We start from the raw sequence: 20582 nt of genomic DNA, 5'->3' as shown, positions 1-20582 counted from the left end.
CCGATAGCGGGAAACCCGCCAAGTTCCATTTATTTGAACTAAGGACAGTTATTTGCAACGGGGTTAAAGGAAATAAGCAAGTTAGCGAAAAGCTTTAAAAAAACACGGAATTTTCTGCCAAACACATGGGTCGGAGTTATTAAGGCGTCCGTATCAGTTGTCGGGCCTATTCGTTAAATAACAGGTCTTTTCAGAAGACAATAAGGAAAACAAAACATGAGCCTCATTCTTATCATTATTCTGATCCTCCTGCTGGTCGGCGGTCTTCCAGTGTTCCCTCACTCACGCAATTGGGGTTACGGGCCATCGGGTATTCTCGGTACTGTGTTGGTAGTGCTGTTGATTCTGTTGTTGCTCGGCAAGATATAACGCGTTCCAGCGTGCAAAAAAAAGAGGCCTTAAAAGGCCTCTTTTTTTATGCGCGGGTGTTTAGTCCGGCTTGCCGTCCACCACACCGGCGGTGTTGTCCAGCAGGCTCTTGGTAGCCGTCTGCAGGAACGACTCGAGCTTCTGCTTCAGCGCAGCCTCGTCCGGCGATTCTGGAATCACCTTCCCGGTCGGGTTGGCGCCCAGTTCGTATTCCCACAACTTAGGTGGCATTTCCTTGGGCAGTACCAATACGCGGTCACCGGTGAGCAAGGCGACGGTCTGGTCGCTGCCCGACGGCTTGATCACGCCAAAGCCCTTGTCGCCTTCCGGCAGGTTGAGCAGGTCACGGCCCCAGCACTGGTGCAGGGTGTCACCGCCAAGGCGGCCCATGATGGTCGGCACGATGTCGATCTGAGTGCCCACGGTGTGGTCACGCTCGCCGAACTTCTCCTGCATGCCCGGTGCGATCATCAGCATCGGCACGTTGAAGCGGCCCAGGTCCATTTCGGTGATCTGCTGCTCGTTGCCGAAGCCGTGGTCGCCCACGATCACGAACAGGGTTTCCTTGAAGTACGGCTCCTTGCGGGCCTTTTCAAAGAACTGGCCCAAGGCCCAGTCGGAGTAACGCATGGCCGTCAAATGCTCGTTGAGGCTGCCACGGTCGGTGACCTTCTCGACCGGCAATGGCGTCGGCAACGCGTACGGCGTGTGGTTGGACAGGGTTTGCAGCAGCGCATAGAACGGTTTGCCGCCTTCACGGGCCTTCAACTCTTCCAGGCCACGGTTGAACATGTCCTGGTCGGACACGCCCCAGGTCGGGTCCGAGAACACCGGATTGACGAAGTCATTACGCCCGATGAAGTTGGTCATGCCCTGGTTGCTGAAGAAGCCCGACTGGTTATCCCAGGCGAAGTCGCCGTTGTAGACGTACACGTCGTCGAAATCGCGATGGCTGAGCAGCTGCGGCAGGCCCGACAGCTTGTGGCTGCCTTCCGGGGTCTGCATCAGGTATTCGAAACCCGGCAGGTTCGGGAAGCAGGCCATGGTGGCGAACATACCCTGGTGGGTGTGGGTGCCGTTGGAGAAGAAGCGGTCGAACAGCAGGCCTTCCTTGGACAGTTTGTCGAAGTACGGCGTGATGTTGCCCGGGCGGCCCAGGGCGCCCACCGAGTGACCGGCGAAGCTTTCCATCAGGATAACCACGACGTTCTTGATCGGCAGGGTCTTCTCGGCCGGCGGCGTGAAGTCACGGCGTACCGCGGCGGTGTCGGTGTCGACCAGTTTCTCGGTCGGCAATACCAGCATGTCGCGCACGGTCTGGGTGGCCAGCGGCTGCTCCAGGGTGGCTTTCCAGATGTTCGAACGCTCCTCGGAGAAGCGCGATTTCGCCGCCGCAATCAGCGACAAGGTACCGTTGAGGCCCAACTGGTTGGCGAAGTTCGAGTCGGTGGTGTACACGTCGCCCCAACGCAGTGGCGGGCCCTGGCGCAGGGTGCCACGGATGGCGACCACGGCGACCAGCAGGCAGACCACGAACACCGCGATGCGCGTGTACCACGGCGCTACCTGGCGAGTGCCGATGCTGCCACCGCTGAACGGGCCGCGTGGGCGCGTTGCACGGTCGGCGCCTTTGAAGGCGATACTCAGGATCAGCGTACCCACGGCCCAGGCCAGCAGGTAGCGCACCACCGGGAAACCGTACCAGAGCATGCTCATCACGGTTTTCGGGTCTTCCTTCACGTACTGGAAGACCAGGCCGTTGAGGCGCTGGTGGAACTCGCGGTAGAAGTCCATTTCCATCAGGCCCAGGAACAGCGCGATGCTGGACGCGACCGTCAGCCACAAGCGGAAGAACCCGCGCGCCGCCATGGCCCGTACGCTGAACAACGCCAGCAGCAGCGGCACCAGCACGTACATCACCAGGCGGATATCCAGGCGCAGGCCGTTGGCGAACGCTTCAAGGAAAGTCGAGGCCGGTGTGTCGAGGATCATCTCGCGGTTGTAGACCAGCAGCGCCAGGCGCAGCAGGGAGAACATCACCATCATGATCAAGGCACAAAGCAGCGTGTACGCCAGATGGGATTTGACGGTCGGTTGCAGCAAGCGATTAGAAGCTCGCTGCTGATTCAGGGCGTCCGGGTTTGCCATGTCGTTTTAGGACCCATTGGAAGTTTAAGTTGCGAATGAATACAGCGGCGCCCCGCCCTCGCCCAGGCAGGCTGGGGTAGACGGTGAACGCAATGGCGCAAATGGTGCCCGATCAACGCCGGCAACGCCATTGATTACTCAATCCGGCCAGTGTTTGAGACTCGTCTTAGAGCATCCGGCAGGAAAAATAGCCGGCGAATTGTCTTGGATGGAATGTGAAAATTCTGTGCAGCGAATATCTCGAAACACAATAACGGGCGTACGGAAACAGATGTGGGAGCGGGCTTGCTCGCGAATACGGTAAATCAGTCGATACATCAGGTGACTGTTACACCGTATTCGCGAGCAAGCCCGCTCCCACACTTACTGTGCCCGCTCTGGATAGCGTTGTTTGGATCAGATCCGCACGTTACCGCGCGGCCCGGCGATCGCCCAGATGATCAAGCCCAGTACCGGCAGCAGCAGGATCAACAGGATCCACAACACTTTGGCGCCGGTACTCGCGCCGCTTTTGAACACGTTGATGATCGCCCAGATATCCAGCGCGAGGATGATCAACCCGATCAGACCATTAAAAGTGGAACCCATGGTGTCGCTCCTAAGTGAGGGCTTGCCTGCTTAGGATAGTCAGCCGTGGCCGGGGGTTCCGTTTTATTTCAGACGTGTACCGCAACCCGCAGGGCTTCCAGCGACGGTTCGCCCTTTATGCCGGTTTCGGCACACAACTCCAGCACCCGTGGCACGTCGTCGCCGTAGACCAGCACAGCCTGGATCTCATCGTCCAGCAATTGGCTGAAGTTCATCAGCACGTAGCCGCCGTTCTCCGGGTTGAGGGCGCTCATCTGGATCTGGATGCGGTTCAGCGCGGTCAGGGCTTCCGTCTTGGCCAGTTGCTTGGGCTTGAGGTTGAACGCCACGCCGGGGCCAAAGGAGGCGACGATCTGGGCGAACAGGTCCAGGTAGGTGTCGGCCTGGAACAGCACGGTGTCAGGCAGGCTGCCGACGACGATCCACTCACCCAGGGGAATCGGGAAAGTGTCGTCGTAGTTGATGTCGGGGTTGGCGGCCAGGAAGGCTTCAGGATCGGCGTAGGCCTGGGCCGCTTCGTCAGCCACCTTGGCGATCTCGGGTTCGCTCATGCAGCCGGAGCTGATTTTGCTGATGAGTTCGACGAGTGCGGTTTTCATGGGGTGGTCCTGTGGCGGGGCTGATTTTGAGGGCGCAAAGCCTACACCAGTTTTTCCAACTGCGCCGCCGTATCCACCGCCCCCATGGTCTGCGCGGCTGCCAGCGCGGTCACGCCCTGAGCATCGGTGGCCTTGGGATTGGCGCCCTGGCTGATCAGGTAGTCCACCATTTCGGTACGGTTGAACATCGCCGCCATCATCAAGGCGGTGCGACCATCAGAGGATGCGCCTTCGACCAACGCTCCGCCTTCGATCAACGCCTTGACCACCGGCAGGTTGCCCTTGAACGCCGCGCCGGCAATCGGCAGCTGGTTCTTGTCGTTGGCAATCTGGGGGTCGGCCTTGAATTCCAGCAGCACTTTCACCGCGTCCACATGGCCATGGTAGGCCGACAGCATCAACAGCGTATCGCCATTGTGGTTGCGCAGGTTCGGCGGCAAGCCCTTGGCCAGCAACGCCGCCAGCATCGCGGCATCGCCCTTGCGCGCCACATCGAACACCTGCTCGGCAAATTCGGCGGCTTCGTCTTCGGTCATTTGTTTGGCTTGGTCTGACATGTGGGGCTCCTTGTCTGGTGTCTCATAAGGCGCCCAGTCTCGCGATGGAGTTCCCCACTGTCATGCCTTTTTTCCCAAAAGCGGCGATAGGCAGAATCAATAACGGAACTTGCCCGCCTGGATATCCGCCAACAGTTGCCCGGTGACCGGCACATAACTGTCCGACCCAGGCAGCCAGGCAAAGATCGGATCATCACCGGCCTTGCCCGGGTCGAACGCTTCCTCCTTGAGTTTCACCTTCTGGTATTTGAAGGTGCCCGTGGTTTCCATCTTCACCTTGATCCGCAGGAACAACGGCACCGCATACGCGGGCAATTGCCCGTGGGCGAAGGTCAGCAACTCGCGCATGTCCAGGGAAGCCAGGGATTCGGCAGGCGTAATGGCCGCCATGCCCGCGCGGCCGTTGGTGTTTTCAATCTCCACGCCGTAGGCCACCACTTCGGAAATCTGCGGGTGCTGCAGGAAGATGTTCTCGACTTCGGTGGTGGAGACGTTTTCACCTTTCCAGCGGTAGGTGTCCCCCAACCGGTCAACGAATTGGGCGTGGCCAAAGCCGATATTGCGCAACAGGTCGCCGGTGTTGAAATAACGGTCGCCCTTCTCGAACACGTCGCTGAGCACCACCTTGCGGTTCTTCTCGGGGTCGGTGTAGCCGTCGAACGGTGCCTTGTCATCGATCCTGGCCAGCAACAGCCCCTGGCCCCCCTTGGGCACTTCGCGCATGAAACCGTCGGCGCCGCGAATCGGCTCACAGCTGTCATGGGCGTAGTCCACCAGTGCCCAGTGCATCAGGGAAAAGCCGATGGTGTTGTCGAAGTTCAGCACATTGGTGAAGCCGATGTTGCCGTCACTGGCGGCGTACAGCTCGCAGATATGATCAACGCCAAAGCGCTGCTTGAACTCAGCCCAAACCCCAGGGCGCAGGCCGTTGCCGATCATCTTCGTCACCCGGTTATCCAGGTCGCGCCCGTGGGCAGGCTGGTCGATCAGGTAGCGGCACAGCTCGCCGACATAACCCAGGGTGGTCGCATTGAATTTGCGCACATCGTCCCAGAACTGGCTGGCGCTGAACTTGCGGCGAATCGCGAACCCCGACGCCCCGGCAATCGCTGAACCCCAGCACACGCACAGGCCAGTGGCGTGATACAGCGGCAAGGTGCAATAGACGACATCCTCGGGCCCCATATCCAGGGCGATGGTGCCGAAACTGGCCGAGGACTTCATCCAGCGGCCGTGTTTGAAAATGCCGGCCTTGGGCAAGCCGGTGGTGCCGGAGGTGTAGATATAGAAGCAAGGGTCGTTGAAAAAAATCTGCTGGGTGCTGGCGGGGTTTTCCACCGGGCAGTCGGCGCTGGCAGCCATCAGGTCGACGTAATCCGGCGGCACATGGCTGTGCTGCTGATCGGCAATAAACCAGGTTTTATCCGCCTCGATGGCCACCTGGCTGCGCACGGCCTCGTAGGCCCCTACCAACTCGGCACCCACCACAATGGCCGCCGGCGTCACCAGGTTGAGGCTGTGAACCAGTGCGGTCTGGGTTTGCGAGGTATTGAGCATCGCGCAAATGCCGCCCACCTTGGCCACGGCCAGTACGCTGAGCAACAACTCGGGGCGGTTCTCGATAAACAACGCCACCACGTCGCCCTTGCCGATCCCCTGCTGCTGCAGGTAGTGAGCCATGCGGTTGGCCTGCTGGTTGGCCTGGCGGTAGCTCAGCACCGTGTCGCCATACAGCAGCGCGGCGCCGTCGGGGTTGCGTTGGGTGGCTTGTTCAAAGGTCCAGCCCAGGCCGCAAGGCTGGTCGGGATCGGTGATGTTGGCAACGCGGATTCCGCGCACCAGGCGCGGCAGTGCACGGACAATGGTGGGCACCTTACGCAGCATCATGCCCCAGGTGATCATGTCACTTGGCGGGTGGTTCATGGCGGGAACGTCCTTTTTCTTATTGTTCGTATGACCCTCAAGGCACCCATCGCACTGTAAGACCCGCGCCGAATGCCTTGCAGGAAAATACGCCAGCCGTTCTTCGGCTGTACACGCAGGATTTGAAAAGTTTTGTATCCCGAAAGGAAAAGGAATTTAGCGCACCGCCAGGTGGTCACTATGGAAGACCTGCCTTGCGTGCCAGCTGTGAAACACTTGGCAAAACCCCGCAAAATGCAGGATGCACGATGGCCATTCATGCAAATTGCACGAAACCGGAAATCTTAAAATTTTATAACTGATTGATTTATAACGATTTTTTAAGATACTCAGTACTGGCACAATCACTGCACCTATCACTCCACGCTGCAAAACATGAGCTAACGGAGCTGATAGACATGAGCCTGATCCAAGATAAATTTTCTTCTGTGTTCTCCAATTTCGACGTCACCACCCAGGCGCGTCCTGATGGCGGCATCCTGCTGACCTTGCGTAACAGCGAAGGCAAGCAGATCAAACGTTCGATCTCTTATCAGCAACTGCACACGGCCGACCAACTGACGTGGGTCATCAGCGCCATTCGCCGCGACCTGGCTGAACAAGCCAGCGACCTGCCACAGATTTCGATGCTGCAAAGCCAGAACCGCTTTGCCCTGCCGACCTACCATTCGGCTTGACCGTCATGCAGGACCCGAACAGGTCGTGGTGCCGTTGCGCACCACGGCCTTTTTTTATTTGCACAATCCCTGTTTCACCGCCTCGTTCACGGCCTGGACCCGGTTAGTCACCTGCAACTTGCCGTAGATGTTGCGCAGGTGAAACTTCACCGTGGCCTGGGAGATGGAGCGAATCCTGCTGATTTCCCACACCGTCTTGCCCTCGACCGCCCAATGCAGGATTTCCCGTTCCTTTGGGGTCAGGGGTTTACCCGACAACATCGCACGCGCCTTGCGGTTGGCAACCGGCGCGCTGTCCGTTTGCGTGGACGGTTGTTCCTGTGGCTCCGAACCGCTCATGCAGGCCTCTCTCTTCATATAGGTCTTGTAACGCCCGAAGTCGGATTACTCCTATTGACAGGCGAATAAATATTGAGACCAGAGAGAGTTACACAAAGAGTGGAAGTAACAAGTAAGGTCAACGATAAACAGCTGTTACCCACAAACTTTCAAGTTTATTCCTACAGCGATTTCCAACCTGAAGGAATTGAAGTTAAAAAAATGCCCCCTGTTCAGGAGGCATTGCCGGACGAACTTAGTCATCAAGCCGGGGAAAACCCTCGGCGATCGCGTCGCCGGTCAGCATGACCGCCAGCCCTTCAGGGTCACTGAACAGGCGGATCGCCACAAAGTGCGGGTTCTCCCCCATATCAAACCAGTGCGGGATGCCGCTCGGCACCAAGATCAGGTCGTTTTTCTCGCAGAACACCGCGTACACATAATCTTCGATGTGCAAGGTAAACAGCCCACGACCCGCTACGAAAAAACGCACGTGGTCTTGGGCCATGCGGTGTTCGTCGAGTCGCTCGGCGCGCAATTGGGCTTTCTGCGGGTGATCGTTGCTGACGCGGAGCACATCAACGGTGGTGTAGCCGCGCTCGGTCATCAGCTTGTCGATGGGCGCCTGGTAGGCGGCGATAATCTCAACCTCGCTGGCCCCGGGCTCAAGTCGGGTAGCCGCCTGCCAGCGATCGAACCCCACACCCAGCTCGGCCAGGGTCGAGGCGATATCGTCCTGGTGAGTCAGGACCTTGTTCGGGGTGTCGGGGGTGCAGATGTGGTAAACCGCGAGATAGCTCATCAAACTCTTCCTCTGTCACGGGAGCCGCTCATGGCCGCTCCTCTTGCAATCGAATGCCAATGATTAGGGCGGCGGCCAGGGCCGCGACGCTGGCAATGCTGAAGGTCAGGGTCGGCCCCAGCAGGTTCCAGCTGTAACCTGAATAGAGTGCGCCCAGCGCACCGCCGGTACCGGCCAGTGCCGCATACAGTGCCTGGCCCTGCCCTTGCTGGCGAGCACCAAAGCTGCGTTGCACGAACTGGATGGCCGCCGCGTGGAAGCTGCCGAAGGTCGCCGCGTGCATCACCTGCGCCAGCAACAGCACCCAGAAGAATTCGGCAAACGAGCCCAGCAGCAACCAGCGCAGTGCGGCCAGCAGGAAACTCGCCATCAATACCCGGCGTACCGAAAAGCGCGTGAGAATCCGGCTCATGGCCAGGAACATCAAGACTTCCGCCACCACGCCCAGCGCCCACAACATGCCGATCACGCCACGGCTGTAACCGAGGTGTTCAAGGTGCAGGGTGAGGAAGGTGTAGTACGGGCCGTGGCTCATTTGCATCAGCGCCACGCAGGCATAAAACGCGAGGACGCCGGGGCTGCGCAGTTGCCGCAAAAAGCCGTCACCGGCCAGGCGGTTGCCCTGGGCCGGCGGCTGCGCATTCGGCACCCAGAGGCTCGCGCCGATGATGCCGGCCATGATCACCACGACCACCACCGGGTAGATATCCAGGCTCAGCCAGTCGAACAAGCGGCCCATGATCACCACGGTGAGGATAAAACCGATGGAGCCCCACAACCGCACCTGGCTGTAGCGCGAGGTCTGGCCTTGCAGGTGCGCGAGGGTGATGACTTCAAACTGCGGCAGGACCGCGTGCCAGAAGAACGCGTGCAAGGCCATCACCAGCGCCAGCCAGGCGTAGGTCTTGCTGACAAAGATCAACGAGAAACTCACCAGGGTGCACACCGCGCCAAAGCGCACGATGGCCAGGCGCCGGCCGGTGTAGTCCCCCAGCCAGCCCCACAGGTTGGGCGCCACGCAGCGCATCAGCATGGGGATGGCTACCAGCTCGCCGATGCGCGCGCTGGAGAACCCAAGGTGATCGAAGTACAGCGCCAGGAACGGCGCCGTCGCCCCCAGCAGGGCGAAATAGAACAGGTAGAAGCTGGAGAGTCGCCAGTATGGAAGGGCTTGCGTCAGCATAAGTGACTTGTGGCGAGCGAGCCTGCTCGCGCTGGGTCGCGAAGCGGCCCAAATGGAAGCGCCGCAGTTCTCCAGGTACTACCGGGTTGCAGGCTTTGGGGCCGCTGCGCAGCCCGGCGCGAGCAAGCTCGCTCGCCACCCACGGTCACAGCTGGCCCAATACCGGAGTACTGACTTTTACGTCGGCGTTTTGCCCACGATGACGCAGCAGGTGGTCCATCAACACAATGGCCATCATCGCTTCGGCAATCGGCGTGGCACGGATGCCGACGCACGGGTCGTGACGGCCCTTGGTGATCACGTCCACCGGGTTGCCGTGCACATCGATCGAGCGGCCCGGCGTGGTGATGCTGGACGTCGGCTTGAGGGCCAGGTGCGCAACGATTGGCTGGCCGGAGGAGATGCCGCCGAGAATGCCGCCGGCGTTGTTGCTGAGGAAACCTTCCGGGGTCAGCTCGTCACGGTGCTCGGTGCCACGCTGGGCCACACAATCGAACCCGGCGCCGATTTCCACGCCCTTGACCGCGTTGATGCTCATCAGCGCGTGGGCCAGTTCGGCATCGAGGCGGTCGAAGATCGGCTCGCCCAGGCCCGGCATCACGCCTTCGGCAACCACGGTGATCTTGGCGCCGACGGAATCCTGGTCGCGGCGCAACTGGTCCATATAGGCTTCCAGCTCCGGCACTTTGTCCGGGTCTGGGCAGAAAAAGGCGTTGTCTTCGACGCTGTCCCAGGTCTTGAACGGGATTTCGATCGGGCCCAGCTGGCTCATGTAGCCGCGGATCACGATGCCCTGGGTCGCCAGGAACTTCTTGGCAATCGCACCGGCCGCCACGCGCATCGCGGTTTCCCGCGCCGAGCTGCGGCCACCGCCACGGTAGTCGCGCTCGCCGTATTTGTGGTGGTAGGTGTAGTCGGCGTGGGCCGGGCGGAACAGGTCCTTGATCGCCGAGTAGTCCTTGGACTTCTGGTCGGTGTTGCGAATCAGCAGGCCGATGGCGCAGCCGGTGGTGCGGCCCTCGAACACGCCCGAGAGGATTTCGACTTCGTCGGCTTCCTGGCGCTGGGTGGTGTGGCGACTGGTGCCGGGCTTGCGGCGGTCGAGGTCACGCTGCAGGTCTTCCAGGGACAACTCGAGGCCCGGCGGGCAGCCGTCGACAATGGCGACCAACGCCGGGCCATGGCTTTCGCCCGCGGTGGTAACAGTGAACAGCTTGCCGTAGGTATTGCCGGACATGCAGGGCGCTCCGTGAAATCAGTTGAATCAAGTCAACCGTAATAACTTAAGGCGGCCAGTATACGCAGGCTAACCGACTAGTTCATCCTCGAAACCTTACCGGTAGACGTTGGTCCAACCGGCACCTTCCTCATGATGGCGCGATGATGCTGCGAGTTCTGCTTTTGACCCTCACTCTGTTTTCCAGCCTTGGCTTCGCCGCCTCCCCTGTCGTGCTGCAACGGCCCATCAGCCTGGACACCGGCAGTGGCGAGCTGTTTGGTTCGCTGTTGTTGCCCAAATCCGACAAGCCGGTGCCGGTGGTGCTGATCATCGCCGGCTCCGGGCCCACCGACCGCAACGGCAACAGCGCCGACGGCGCACGCAACGACAGCCTCAAGCGCCTGGCCTGGGTGCTGGCCAGGCACAACATCGCCAGCGTGCGCTACGACAAGCGCGGCGTGGCCGCCAGCCTTGCCGCCACCCCCGATGAACGCAACCTGACCCTGGATGCCTACGTGTCCGACGCCGTGGCCTGGGGCAAGTTGCTCAAGGCCGACCCACGCATGGGCCCGCTGATTGTGCTGGGCCACAGCGAAGGTGCACTGGTGGCCGCCCTCGCCGCCCCGCAGCTCAACCCGGCCGGGGTGATTTCCCTGTCGGGCAGTGCGCGCCCGGTGGACCAGGTGATCCGCCAGCAACTGGCCGACCATATGCCTCCAGCGCTGTTACTGCGCAGCAACCAGATTCTCGATCACCTCAAGGCCGGCCAGGTGGACGCCGATGTGCCCACCCCCCTTGAGGGCATTTTCCGCCCCAGCGTGCAGCCCTATCTGATCAGCCTGTTCCGCGCCGACCCTTCGGCGGCCTTTGCCAAATTGACCATGCCGGCGCTGATCGTCCAGGGCACCAATGACCTGCAGGTCGGCGTGGCCGATGCGCAACAATTGCAGAAGGCCAAGCCCGACGCCGAGCTGACGGTGATCGAGGGCATGAACCACGTGATGCGGATCGTGCCCAATGACGTTAAGCAGCAATTGGAGTCCTACAACGACCCACAGTTGCCGCTGGCTGCAGAACTGGGCACCCGCCTGGTTCGCTTTATCGACGGACTTCGCACCAGTTAAGCGAGTATTGCCCCTCCAGTCCTGAGCAAAACGGCCGATAAGCCATGGGTCGACAGCAAAAAGCCTGTCGGCCCGCAGAGCTTGGACAGGATCGCGCCGAATGACGAACACCGAAGCAACACCCGAACCTACCGCCGATACCACGGCTGACACCGAGGCCGCCGCATCGGCCGCGTTACCGTGGGCGGAGGTGCAGGCCGAACATTTCAAGATGCTGCGCCTGGCCCCTTTGGCCACCGACCGTGCCACGGGCGTGCGGCCCCTGCGCTTTGTGCAGTTTGGCTGGGCCGAACGCAACAACAAGGACCACAGCCTGCTGCGCATGGTCATTCAGTTGCCGGGCCAGCGGGTGCGCCGGGAACAGAACCATTTGGATATCTGGGTCGATCACGCGACCCATCGGGTGCACTTTGGCCCGGGCAACAGCCTGGAGATCGAGCCGGCTAACCGCGGCATCGGCCGTTTCCTGGTAGCCCAGGGCGCCGCCTGGGCGAAAAAGAAGTGGTCGCACTACCGCGTCGACGGCGTCGACCTGGCCAACAAGGACGCCCTCAACGAAGCCACGCGCCTGCGCCGGGATCACTTCCTGCGTATCCAGGGCTTTGATGTGGCGTACGCCGATGTCCAGCATTTGAAGGGCAACGTGCAGCCGGGCAAGGTCAGCGATGTGCTGGACAGCTGGAACACCGAAAAGCTGCAGTTCGTGGAGATTCTGGAAGCGGCGCAGATGCTGCAACAGGCCGAGCAGAACCTGGCGGAACAGGAAGTGAAGCTGCGCAAGGAAGAGGAAAAAGTCACCAAGTTCAAGCGCGAAGACAGCGGGTTGCGCTTCACGATTACGTGCCTGGTGGCGTTTACCGTGTTTCAGGCGGGGTTGTTGATCTGGATTGCGACGCATCGGTAATCCGGTTTATCAATTGAAACCGGATCAAAATGTGGGAGCGGGCTTGCTCGCGAATGCGGTGTGTCAGTCACCGGATATCTTGACTGAGCCACCGCATTCGCGAGCAAGCCCGCTCCCACACTGACCGCGTTACCCACTTGGAAGCGGTTAAACCCTGGCGGCAAACACCGCCTGATGCGCCCGGCACTGCTCGGCCGTCAACATGAACACGCCATGCCCGCCGCGCTGGAACTCCAGCCAGGCGAAGTCCACTTCGGGGTACAACGCCTCGACGTGAACCTGGCTGTTGCCCACCTCGACAATCAACAGGCCCTTCTCGGTCAAGTGATCTGCCGCCTCGGCCAGCATCCGCCGAACCAGGTTCAAGCCGTCGTCACCGCAGGCCAGGCCCAGCTCCGGCTCGTGTTGGTATTCATCCGGCATGTCGGCAAAGTCTTCGGCGTCGACATACGGCGGGTTGGACACGATCAGGTCAAAACGCTGGCCCGGCAAACCATCAAAGCCGTCGCCCTGAACGGTATACACGCGCTCATCGACGCCATGGCGCTCGATGTTCTGGTTGGCCACCTCCAGCGCTTCGAAGGACAGGTCGCCCAGTACCACTTCGGCGTCCTGGAACTCGTAGGCGCAGGCAATACCGATGCAACCGGAACCGGTGCACAGGTCCAGAATGCGTGCCGGCGGTGTGCCCAGCCACGGTTCGAAGCGGTTTTCGATCAGTTCGCCAATCGGTGAGCGGGGAATCAATACACGCTCATCAACGATAAACGACATGCCGCAGAACCAGGCTTCCTTCAACAGGTAAGCGGTCGGCACACGCTCGTGGATACGGCGGTGCAGCAACCGTTGCACGTGGGAGATTTCCTCTTCTTCCAGGTTGCAATCCAGGTAACTGTCGGCAATTTCCCATGGCAGGTGCAAGGCGCCGAGCACCAGTTGCCGGGCTTCGTCCCAGGCATTGTCGGTGCCATGGCCGAAAAACAGGTCTTCCCCATGGAAACGGCTGACGGCCCATCGGATGTGGTCGCGCAAGGTGCGCAGGCGGGAAGTGATCACGGGGGCAAGCTCCTGGAAAAAACGACCGGCGATTCTAACAGTCTTAAGCTGTACCGACGATGTACGAAAAAACCCTTTGCCGCACGTCGGATTTCATCTTAAACGTGGTTTTTGCCTAAACGTAGTGCCCTATTGACATCGCTGCACGCCAACAACGGCGTACCTTACGATGGTAGCGATTCACAGAAGCGCTCAGCCAGAGGACAATGTCACAAAAGCCCCACTCACAGGAGCCCCAGAATGTCCGTTCCAAAGACGATGTTTCAACTCAGCGGTCGTGGTTACGCAGCGGCGAACCTGAACCATGCGACCCTCGTGATCATCGACGCCCAGAAGGAATACCTCAGTGGTCCCCTCGCCCTCTCGGGCATGGACGCTGCTGTCGAAAATATCAAGCAACTGGCGGCTGCCGCGCGCAACGCCGGGCGCCCGATCGTGCATGTGCGCCACCTGGGCACTGTCGGCGGGTTGTTTGACCCTCAGGGCGAGCGCGGTGAGTTCATTCCTGGCCTTGAGCCACAGGCCGACGAAACCATCATCGGCAAGCTGCTGCCCAGCGCCTTCCACGGCACCGGCCTGGAGAAACACCTGCAAGACCTCGGTTCCCTGGACCTGATCGTCTGCGGCTTCATGAGCCACTCCAGCGTCAGCACCACGGTGCGTGCGGCAAAAAACCTGGGCTTTCGCTGCACCCTGGTGGAAGACGCCTGCGCCACCCGCGACCTGCCTTACAAGGGCGGCATCCTCAGCGCCGACCACGTGCAGCAGACTGAAATGGCCATCATGGCTGACAACTTCGCCACCCTCGCCTTGACCAAAGATCTGATCTGATCGACCTTCGATGAGCGGGTAGCCGCCCGCTCATCCGCAAATACCTGTCATTTGCTGCAATTGCCTCTGTACCCGGAACAACCTGTGTATCTTCCGGTCGAAGGGCCGATACCCTGGAGGAAAGGTCGGAATGAAGATATCCGATGGTTTTGATGCTCGTCGCTTGCGCCCCAAGGGCCCGAGCAACTGGCGTCTGCGCATCGGCGCCGGCTTTGCCGCGCTGTTGGCGATAGGTGGCGTACTACTGGCAATTGCTGGCGGCGCTGGTTTGGTTGGACACTCACCGGCCCTGGGCGAGCTGAATGCCAGCCCTGGCGGTTCTGCAATACTCTTGGTCATCGGCCTGCTGGTGCTGTGGTTCGGCGTATGGCTGTGGCGCCGTTGCCGTCGGCGCATGCGCCAACCGCTGTCACTGAACATCGCTTCGCACCTGATGAAAAAGCACGACTGATGGCGTACAGATAGCGTTTGTTGCGCATCAAGCCGCCGCGATTAGGTAAACTGCCCGCCCTTCGCGGAGGCTGACATGCAAGACGACGATTTTTCCCTATTCAAGAACGAGCTGCGCGGCGTCAAGCCGATCAAGCATGATCGCGCCGACACCGGCAAACCCAAGACCGATCGCGCCCAGATCGCCAAGCTGCGCCAGGCCGCGACCGTGCGCACGGACGCCACCACCGTGGACGGCCTGTCGGATCAATTCGTTATCGATGTAGGTCCCGAAGACGAGTTGATGTGGGCCCGCGACGGCGTGCAGGAAAGCCAGATGCGCAAGCTCAAGGTCGGCCAGATCCCGTTCGAGGGCAGCCTCGACCTGCACGGCATGACCGTCGAAAAAGCCCGCGAAACCCTCTGGGCGTTCCTCGCCGAAGCCACCAAATTCGAAATCCGCTGCGTGCGCGTCACCCACGGCAAGGCCGTGCGCCTGGACGGCAAGCGACCGATGATCAAAAGCCACGTCAACACCTGGTTGCGCCAGCACTCCCAGGTGCTGGGTTTTACGTCGTGCCAGCCACGTCACGGCGGCGCTGGCGCGGTGTATGTGATGCTCAAGCGCACCATGATGGAAGGCCGCGACGAGTAACAAGTGCCATCGTCAGGCTTGCAGCGATGTGTTGGCCGCCGTACCCTTGCCCTTTGCGAAAATCCCACTAGGTAGTTTCATGTCCCTGGAACAGAATTACACCGCGATCCTCGGCCAGCTCGGCGAGGACGTTTCCCGCGAGGGCCTGCTCGACACGCCAAAACGTGCCGCCAAGGCCATGCAGTATCTCTGCCGCGGTTATGAACAGACCCTCGAAGAAGTCACCAACGGTGCCTTGTTCAGCTCTGACAACAGCGAAATGGTGCTGGTCAAGGACATCGAGTTGTACTCGCTGTGCGAACACCACCTGCTGCCGTTCATCGGCAAGGCTCACGTCGCGTATATCCCGAGCGGCAAAGTGCTGGGCCTGTCGAAGGTCGCGCGTATCGTCGATATGTATGCCCGCCGCCTGCAGATCCAGGAAAACCTCAGCCGCCAGATCGCCGATGCGGTCCAGCAGGTCACCGGCGCCCTGGGCGTTGCAGTGGTGATCGAGGCCAAGCACATGTGCATGATGATGCGCGGTGTGGAGAAGCAGAATTCGTCGATGATCACGTCGGTGATGCTGGGTGAGTTCCGCGAAAACGCGGCGACCCGCAGCGAGTTTCTCAGCCTGATCAAGTAATACGCGGCACCTGGAAAAACCGGCGTTCATCGCCGGTTTTTTTTCGCCTGTGAAAAATCAGGTAAGCTGCGCCCCCTTAAGTCTAGGGCAAGAGGTTTCAGCCATGTTCGTCAAAGCACTTCGAGTGGGCCTCGGCCACGTCATCATCGCCGGCGACTTCCTGACTCGTCCGCGCAAAAAGCAGCGCCCTGCCGAACAACAGGCGCAGGTGAACGCAGCGGCCAAGGACCTGACCCTGTATCAATTCCACGCCTGCCCGTTCTGCGTGAAGACCCGCCGCACCCTGCACCGCCTGAACGTGCCGGTGGCCTTGAAGGATGCGAAGAACAACGAGCAAGACCGCCAGACCCTGCTGGAGCAAGGCGGCAAGATCAAGGTGCCATGCCTGCGCATCGAAGAGAACGGCCAGACCACCTGGATGTACGACTCCAAGGTGATCATCGATTACCTCGACAAGCGGTTTGCGGCGGTCTGACAAACAGCGAGGATCCAGTGTGGGAGCGGGCTTGCTCGCTCCCACATTAGTTTGGTATTGCCAATTCAAGATCCAGTAATGCTGAGCCCAGGCACTTGCCATGGGCATCCAGCGCTAGCGATCGCGTCACCCCGCCCCGCAAGATCCCCGGCAACACGAAGTTCAGTGCCTGCACATTGGGCAGCTCATAGCGCCGCACCGGTGCGGCGCCCGCCTCCAGCAACGGCGCAAAAAACGCCGCTACCACCTCAGCCGTGAGTTGCTCGCAGAGCAGCGGATAGTCCTCGGCCCGATACGCGATGATCGAGATGTTCGAGGTGTCGCCCTTGTCTCCCGTTCGGGAGTGGGCCAGGGTGTGCAGCTTCATGCTTCGATCCTCGGGTTGACCGCGTGACGAGGCAGCAGCAACGATGCCACCGCCACCACCTGGCGCAGGCTCTTGCTGGCGCCACCGCCGCCGGACGGGCCGTTGGTGTAGAGAGTTTCCACTTCATTGCCGACACGCACCGCCTCGCTGCGTTCTGCGCAGCGGGCGGCTATGCGCAGGCGCACTTCCCACGGTTCAACCGTGCTGCGCGGGCCGTGCAGGGAGTCGACGCCGATCAATTCGGCACGCACGTCCTGCATGCGCACGCCGGTCAACTCCAAGCGTTTCAGGACCACATCGCGAGCCAGTTGCGCACGAGCGACCGCGCCCGGGCCACCGTAGGAAATCTGCCCCTCACCGATCCAGCCGTCCAGATAACCGACGCTGACTTTCAACGCTTCGGGACGTGGCCGTCCGCTCGCGCCGTGGGCACGCACCCGGTCCACGGCTTCTTCGGTAAACGCCACCTGGGAAAAATCCGCGCACACGTCCGGTGTGAGGTAGGCCGCCGGGTCGTGCACTTCGTAGATCAATTGTTCGGTGCACGTGGCACGGCTGACCCGCCCACCGGAACCTGCGACCTTGGTGATCAAGGCCTCGCCGTCTGCGTCAATCTCGGCCAGTGGAAAGCCCAGGCGTGCCAGGTCGTCCACATCCTTGAAGCCCGGATCGGCAAAGTAGCCACCGCTGACCTGCCCCGCACATTCCAGTAAATGCCCCACCAGCGTGCCGCGCCCCAGCCGTTGCCAATCATCCGCAGCCCAGCCGAATTCGAACATCTGCGGCGCCAGGAACAACGAAGGGTCTGCCACCCGGCCGGTGATCACCACGTCGGCCTCGGCGCGCAAGGCGTCGATAATGCCGTCGGCGCCCAAATAGGCGTTCGCGGAAATCAATCGCTCGCCCAACGAGCCAAGGGTCTGACCGTTGTCGAGCAACTGCTCCGGCTGGGCACGCAAGGTCTCAAGCACGTCGTCGCCAACCACCGCCAGCACCTTGAGGTTAAGCCCCAGTTCACTGGCAATCCGCCGCACTTCAACCGCCGCCGCCACCGGATTGGCCGCGCCCATATTGGTGATTACCCGCAGGCGTCGGCGCCCTTCGGACCGGCCGACAAAGGGCAGCACGCGGCGCATGCGCTCACTCAACAGCGGGTCGTAACCGCCTTGTGGATCGCTGATCCGCGCCTGTTGCGCCAGGGCGATGGTGCGCTCGGCCAGGCATTCGAAGACCAGGTAATCCAGGTCGCCCTGTTCGGCCAATTCCACCGCAGGTTCGATACGGTCGCCGGAGTAGCCGGCGCCGGAACCGATGCGCAAGGTTTTCATTTCAAATCACTCCCAGGAGCAAAGCCGTCAGAGTCATCAACACCGACGCGGCAAACAGAAAGGGGATGGTGAAGCGCTGGTGATCGGCCAATTCGATCTTGCACAGGCCCACCAACAGGAAGGTCGCAGGCGTCAACGGGCTGACCGGAAAGCCGGTGGTGTGCACGCCCAGCAACGAGGCCTGGGCCACTTGCAGCGGGTCGACGCCCAAGGCCTTGCCGACTTCGGCGATCACCGGCATCACGCCGAAGTAGTAGGAATCCGGGTCAAACAGCATGCTCAGCGGCATCGACAGGAAGCCCACCACCGCCGGGATCAACTTGCCGTGGCCCGCCGGAATCTGCGCCACCGCCACTTCGGCGATGGCCTTGAGCATGCCGGTGCCTTGCATGATGCCGGTGAACACACCGGCGGCGAGCAGGATGCTGGCCATGGTCAGGGCGGTTTTTGCGTGGGCGTCGATCCGCGCGCGCTGGGCGTCGACGTTCGGGTAGTTGATGCACAGTGCCACCACGGTGCCGAGCATGAACATCACCACCGGGTCGACCCAACCGGCGATCATCACCACCATCACCAGTACCGTCAGGACCAGGTTGACCCAGAACAGCCGCGGGCGACGCAGGGCAATGTCATCGTCGCTGAGCACCCGTTGCGGCACTGCGTCCACGCTGGAACCAGCGCCCAGGCCCAGGCGTTTTTCTTCCCGGTGGCCCAGCCACCAGGCGCAGGCGAATACAAAGACCAGGCCAACGATCTGCACCGGGATCAGCGGCTGGAACAAGTCCGCCACCGGCACGTGCAGCGCTGCCGAGGAACGCAGTACCGGGCCGGTCCACGGCAGAAAGTTGACCCCGGCCGCCATCGCCGCCACACACGCGAGGATGCGTTTATCAATTCCCAGCCGCGTGTACAGCGGCAGCATCGCCGGCACCGTCACCAGGAAGGTCACCGCGCCGGAGCCGTCGAGGTGCACCAGCAGGGCCAGGGTCGCGGTACCGACGACAATCCTTGTAGGACGCGTCCCTACCGTGCGCAGGATGCGATCAATGATTGGATCCAGCATGCCGGCATCGGTCATGATCCCGAAGAACAGGATCGCAAACACAAACATCCCCACCACGGGGGCGACGTTCTTGATGCCGGTGATGATGAAGGCGCTGGTTTGCAGGCCGAAACCGCCCAGCAGCGCGGCGATGATCGGCAAGGCGATCAGGGCCACCAGTGGCGACAGGCGTTTGCTCATGACGGCAGTGAGCAGGCACAGGATGGTGATGACACCCAGGGTAGCGAGCATGGGGTAGCTCCAGAACGGCGTTTTCGGCCGGTTATTGTTTTCCCTGGAGTATTGGAATCGCGTTAGGCTTTGTAAATTGGAATATTCGGCACCCCACATTCGAAAAAACAAAACGCCCGAGCAAAATAAAAATGAAAAATTCGATCCAGCATATCCAGGCGTTTCTCGCCGTTGCCCGCACGGGCAGTTTTACCAAGGCTGCCAACGAACTGCATTTGTCGCCCTCGGCGCTGACCGTGCAGGTGCAACAACTGGAGGAATGGCTGGGCGTCGCGCTGCTCGACCGCAGCCCGCGCCACGTCAGCATCACCGCCGCCGGGCTGGATGCACGCGGGCCGATGGAGAAGCTGTTGCTGGACCTGGACAACATCGTCACCGGCTCCCGTGACCTGGCAGCGCTACGACGAGGCGTGGTGACCATCGCCGCCCTGCCCTCCGTGTGCGCCGGCGCGTTGCCTCCCGCCCTGCGCCTGTTTCGCGAGCGTTTTGCCGGGATCGAGGTGCGCTTGCATGACCTGGTTGCTCACCGCATTCATGCGCAAGTGCGTTCGGGCGAGGTGGATTTCGGCATTGGTGTGCGGGCGCGGCTGAGTCATGGACTGGCGTTTGTGCCGGTGCTGAATGATCGGTTATGTGCGTTCGTGCCGCTGGATCATCCGCTGACTCGTTTTGCAAAGTTGAGCCTGGAGCAACTGGCCGACCAGCCGATCATCCTCACCGGCCGCGACAGCAGCGTACGGGAACAGGTGGACGCGTTGTTCGATGACACACGCCTGACGATGCTCGCGGGGATGGAGGCCAACTACATGTCGACCGTGTTGGCGTTGGTGCGGCAGGGCTTGGGGATCAGTGTGTTGCCGGAATCGGCGGCGGACAGTCTGGAGGGGTTGAAGCGGATTACCATTGATCATCCGGGGGTGAACCGGGAGATCGGGTTGATCAGTCGCAGTGGACAGCCGTTGAGCCCAGCGGCGCAGCGCTGTTTTGAGTTGCTCAGTGAAGAATTACCTGGCGCACCGCAAAACTAAATGTGGGAGCGGGCTTGCTCGCGAAGGCGGTGGGTCAGCCAATACATGTGCTGACTGGTACACCACCTTCGCGAGCAAGCCCG

23 protein-coding genes are annotated in these 20582 nt (G+C 61.0%); 10 read left to right on the top strand and 13 right to left on the bottom strand.

Translation table 11 applies throughout. The annotated features are described in order from the left end of the window. Positions 1–216 precede the first annotated feature (216 nt). Positions 217–369 carry a DUF3309 family protein gene (locus HX805_RS28300; protein WP_003216767.1) on the top strand — a complete coding sequence of 51 codons (153 nt, stop codon included), beginning with the start codon at positions 217–219 and terminating at the stop codon, positions 367–369. Positions 370–429: 60 nt separating this feature from the next. Here HX805_RS28300 and HX805_RS28295 read toward each other — a convergent pair whose 3' ends face one another. The 5 genes from HX805_RS28295 to HX805_RS28275 form a co-directional block, all read right to left on the bottom strand. Then, complete coding sequence (locus tag HX805_RS28295; RefSeq protein WP_134326018.1) at positions 430–2517, bottom strand: LTA synthase family protein; 2088 nt, start codon at positions 2515–2517, stop codon at positions 430–432. A 396-nt stretch (positions 2518–2913) separates the two neighbouring features. Further along, positions 2914–3105 (bottom strand): PLDc N-terminal domain-containing protein, encoded by a 192-nt coding sequence (locus tag HX805_RS28290; RefSeq protein WP_003172956.1) that lies wholly within the window; start codon positions 3103–3105, stop codon positions 2914–2916. Between the two features lie 68 nt (positions 3106–3173). Then, positions 3174–3704 (bottom strand): hypothetical protein, encoded by a 531-nt coding sequence (locus tag HX805_RS28285; RefSeq protein WP_177117509.1) that lies wholly within the window; start codon positions 3702–3704, stop codon positions 3174–3176. A 41-nt stretch (positions 3705–3745) separates the two neighbouring features. Continuing rightward, positions 3746–4261, bottom strand: a complete 516-nt coding sequence (locus tag HX805_RS28280; protein WP_003216773.1) for an ankyrin repeat domain-containing protein — start codon at positions 4259–4261, stop codon at positions 3746–3748. A gap of 96 nt (positions 4262–4357) precedes the next feature. Next, positions 4358–6184: a long-chain-acyl-CoA synthetase gene (locus HX805_RS28275; protein ID WP_102368460.1), complete on the bottom strand. Its 1827-nt coding sequence runs from the start codon at positions 6182–6184 to the stop codon at positions 4358–4360. Between the two features lie 398 nt (positions 6185–6582). Between HX805_RS28275 and HX805_RS28270 the strand changes: the two genes are divergently transcribed. Beyond that, entirely contained in the window at positions 6583–6861 is a 279-nt protein-coding gene (locus tag HX805_RS28270) for a DUF3509 domain-containing protein (RefSeq protein ID WP_003216777.1), read from the top strand. A gap of 54 nt (positions 6862–6915) precedes the next feature. Here the strand turns inward: HX805_RS28270 and HX805_RS28265 are convergent, their stop codons facing one another. From HX805_RS28265 to aroC, 4 genes are all read right to left on the bottom strand, one after another. Next, positions 6916–7200 (bottom strand): response regulator transcription factor, encoded by a 285-nt coding sequence (locus tag HX805_RS28265; RefSeq protein ID WP_003216779.1) that lies wholly within the window; start codon positions 7198–7200, stop codon positions 6916–6918. 235 nt (positions 7201–7435) lie between these two features. After that, entirely contained in the window at positions 7436–7981 is a 546-nt protein-coding gene (locus HX805_RS28260; RefSeq protein ID WP_177028913.1) for an acireductone dioxygenase, read from the bottom strand. A 28-nt stretch (positions 7982–8009) separates the two neighbouring features. After that, positions 8010–9161, bottom strand: a complete 1152-nt coding sequence (locus HX805_RS28255) for an MFS transporter (RefSeq protein ID WP_168197526.1) — start codon at positions 9159–9161, stop codon at positions 8010–8012. 148 nt (positions 9162–9309) lie between these two features. Continuing rightward, on the bottom strand, positions 9310–10401 hold the full coding sequence (gene aroC / locus HX805_RS28250) for a chorismate synthase (protein ID WP_003213122.1): 1092 nt from the start codon (positions 10399–10401) through the stop codon (positions 9310–9312). A gap of 143 nt (positions 10402–10544) precedes the next feature. Between aroC and HX805_RS28245 the strand changes: the two genes are divergently transcribed. Continuing rightward, on the top strand, positions 10545–11507 hold the full coding sequence (locus HX805_RS28245; RefSeq protein ID WP_177117508.1) for an alpha/beta hydrolase: 963 nt from the start codon (positions 10545–10547) through the stop codon (positions 11505–11507). Between the two features lie 100 nt (positions 11508–11607). After that, positions 11608–12411 (top strand): hypothetical protein, encoded by an 804-nt coding sequence (locus tag HX805_RS28240; protein ID WP_003213127.1) that lies wholly within the window; start codon positions 11608–11610, stop codon positions 12409–12411. Between the two features lie 147 nt (positions 12412–12558). On the opposite strand, the gene prmB is transcribed toward HX805_RS28240, so the two are convergent. Further along, the gene (gene prmB / locus HX805_RS28235) at positions 12559–13467 is read right to left on the bottom strand and encodes a 50S ribosomal protein L3 N(5)-glutamine methyltransferase (protein WP_003213129.1); all 909 of its coding nucleotides are present in this window, start codon (positions 13465–13467) and stop codon (positions 12559–12561) included. A 240-nt stretch (positions 13468–13707) separates the two neighbouring features. Here prmB and HX805_RS28230 point away from each other — a divergent pair, with 240 nt between their 5' ends. From HX805_RS28230 to HX805_RS28210, 5 genes are all read left to right on the top strand, one after another. Continuing rightward, positions 13708–14298: a cysteine hydrolase family protein gene (locus HX805_RS28230; protein WP_008433198.1), complete on the top strand. Its 591-nt coding sequence runs from the start codon at positions 13708–13710 to the stop codon at positions 14296–14298. Between the two features lie 130 nt (positions 14299–14428). Continuing rightward, positions 14429–14749, top strand: a complete 321-nt coding sequence (locus HX805_RS28225) for a hypothetical protein (protein ID WP_003213133.1) — start codon at positions 14429–14431, stop codon at positions 14747–14749. 75 nt (positions 14750–14824) lie between these two features. Next, entirely contained in the window at positions 14825–15382 is a 558-nt protein-coding gene (locus HX805_RS28220; RefSeq protein WP_003213135.1) for a Smr/MutS family protein, read from the top strand. A 79-nt stretch (positions 15383–15461) separates the two neighbouring features. Then, a complete protein-coding gene (gene folE, locus HX805_RS28215; protein WP_003204506.1) occupies positions 15462–16007 on the top strand; it encodes a GTP cyclohydrolase I FolE in 546 nt (181 codons plus the stop codon). A gap of 103 nt (positions 16008–16110) precedes the next feature. Further along, positions 16111–16482, top strand: coding sequence for a glutathione S-transferase N-terminal domain-containing protein (locus tag HX805_RS28210; protein ID WP_063031984.1), 372 nt, complete (start codon positions 16111–16113; stop codon positions 16480–16482). Between the two features lie 46 nt (positions 16483–16528). Here the strand turns inward: HX805_RS28210 and HX805_RS28205 are convergent, their stop codons facing one another. The 3 genes from HX805_RS28205 to HX805_RS28195 are packed head-to-tail and all read right to left on the bottom strand — an operon-like array spanning position 16529 to position 19471. Then, a complete protein-coding gene (locus HX805_RS28205) occupies positions 16529–16849 on the bottom strand; it encodes a hypothetical protein (protein WP_087694789.1) in 321 nt (106 codons plus the stop codon). Next, the gene (locus tag HX805_RS28200) at positions 16846–18177 is read right to left on the bottom strand and encodes an acyclic terpene utilization AtuA family protein (RefSeq protein WP_177080307.1); all 1332 of its coding nucleotides are present in this window, start codon (positions 18175–18177) and stop codon (positions 16846–16848) included. Before HX805_RS28200 ends, HX805_RS28205 begins: the two co-directional genes overlap by 4 nt. A 1-nt stretch (position 18178) precedes the next feature. Beyond that, positions 18179–19471 carry a CitMHS family transporter gene (locus HX805_RS28195; protein WP_003213142.1) on the bottom strand — a complete coding sequence of 431 codons (1293 nt, stop codon included), beginning with the start codon at positions 19469–19471 and terminating at the stop codon, positions 18179–18181. A gap of 131 nt (positions 19472–19602) precedes the next feature. Between HX805_RS28195 and HX805_RS28190 the strand changes: the two genes are divergently transcribed. After that, positions 19603–20499, top strand: coding sequence for a LysR family transcriptional regulator (locus HX805_RS28190; protein ID WP_177051909.1), 897 nt, complete (start codon positions 19603–19605; stop codon positions 20497–20499). Positions 20500–20582: the final 83 nt, after the last annotated feature.

It is taken from the genome of Pseudomonas sp. G5001 (assembly GCF_013385475.1).
GTDB lineage: Bacteria > Pseudomonadota > Gammaproteobacteria > Pseudomonadales > Pseudomonadaceae > Aquipseudomonas.
This window is presented reverse-complemented; position numbering and strand designations above follow the sequence as displayed.

Bases quoted from the DNA above. Each gene is read 5' to 3' on its own strand.
- HX805_RS28300 (WP_003216767.1), top strand. From the start codon at position 217: ATGAGCCTCATTCTTATCATTATTCTGATCCTCCTGCTGGTCGGCGGT.
- HX805_RS28295 (WP_134326018.1), bottom strand. From the start codon at position 2,517: ATGGCAAACCCGGACGCCCTGAATCAGCAGCGAGCTTCTAATCGCTTG.
- HX805_RS28290 (WP_003172956.1), bottom strand. From the start codon at position 3,105: ATGGGTTCCACTTTTAATGGTCTGATCGGGTTGATCATCCTCGCGCTG.
- HX805_RS28285 (WP_177117509.1), bottom strand. From the start codon at position 3,704: ATGAAAACCGCACTCGTCGAACTCATCAGCAAAATCAGCTCCGGCTGC.
- HX805_RS28280 (WP_003216773.1), bottom strand. From the start codon at position 4,261: ATGTCAGACCAAGCCAAACAAATGACCGAAGACGAAGCCGCCGAATTT.
- HX805_RS28275 (WP_102368460.1), bottom strand. From the start codon at position 6,184: ATGAACCACCCGCCAAGTGACATGATCACCTGGGGCATGATGCTGCGT.
- HX805_RS28270 (WP_003216777.1), top strand. From the start codon at position 6,583: ATGAGCCTGATCCAAGATAAATTTTCTTCTGTGTTCTCCAATTTCGAC.
- HX805_RS28265 (WP_003216779.1), bottom strand. From the start codon at position 7,200: ATGAGCGGTTCGGAGCCACAGGAACAACCGTCCACGCAAACGGACAGC.
- HX805_RS28260 (WP_177028913.1), bottom strand. From the start codon at position 7,981: ATGAGCTATCTCGCGGTTTACCACATCTGCACCCCCGACACCCCGAAC.
- aroC (WP_003213122.1), bottom strand. From the start codon at position 10,401: ATGTCCGGCAATACCTACGGCAAGCTGTTCACTGTTACCACCGCGGGC.
- HX805_RS28245 (WP_177117508.1), top strand. From the start codon at position 10,545: ATGATGCTGCGAGTTCTGCTTTTGACCCTCACTCTGTTTTCCAGCCTT.
- HX805_RS28240 (WP_003213127.1), top strand. From the start codon at position 11,608: ATGACGAACACCGAAGCAACACCCGAACCTACCGCCGATACCACGGCT.
- HX805_RS28230 (WP_008433198.1), top strand. From the start codon at position 13,708: ATGTCCGTTCCAAAGACGATGTTTCAACTCAGCGGTCGTGGTTACGCA.
- HX805_RS28225 (WP_003213133.1), top strand. From the start codon at position 14,429: ATGAAGATATCCGATGGTTTTGATGCTCGTCGCTTGCGCCCCAAGGGC.
- HX805_RS28220 (WP_003213135.1), top strand. From the start codon at position 14,825: ATGCAAGACGACGATTTTTCCCTATTCAAGAACGAGCTGCGCGGCGTC.
- folE (WP_003204506.1), top strand. From the start codon at position 15,462: ATGTCCCTGGAACAGAATTACACCGCGATCCTCGGCCAGCTCGGCGAG.
- HX805_RS28210 (WP_063031984.1), top strand. From the start codon at position 16,111: ATGTTCGTCAAAGCACTTCGAGTGGGCCTCGGCCACGTCATCATCGCC.
- HX805_RS28205 (WP_087694789.1), bottom strand. From the start codon at position 16,849: ATGAAGCTGCACACCCTGGCCCACTCCCGAACGGGAGACAAGGGCGAC.
- HX805_RS28200 (WP_177080307.1), bottom strand. From the start codon at position 18,177: ATGAAAACCTTGCGCATCGGTTCCGGCGCCGGCTACTCCGGCGACCGT.
- HX805_RS28195 (WP_003213142.1), bottom strand. From the start codon at position 19,471: ATGCTCGCTACCCTGGGTGTCATCACCATCCTGTGCCTGCTCACTGCC.
- HX805_RS28190 (WP_177051909.1), top strand. From the start codon at position 19,603: ATGAAAAATTCGATCCAGCATATCCAGGCGTTTCTCGCCGTTGCCCGC.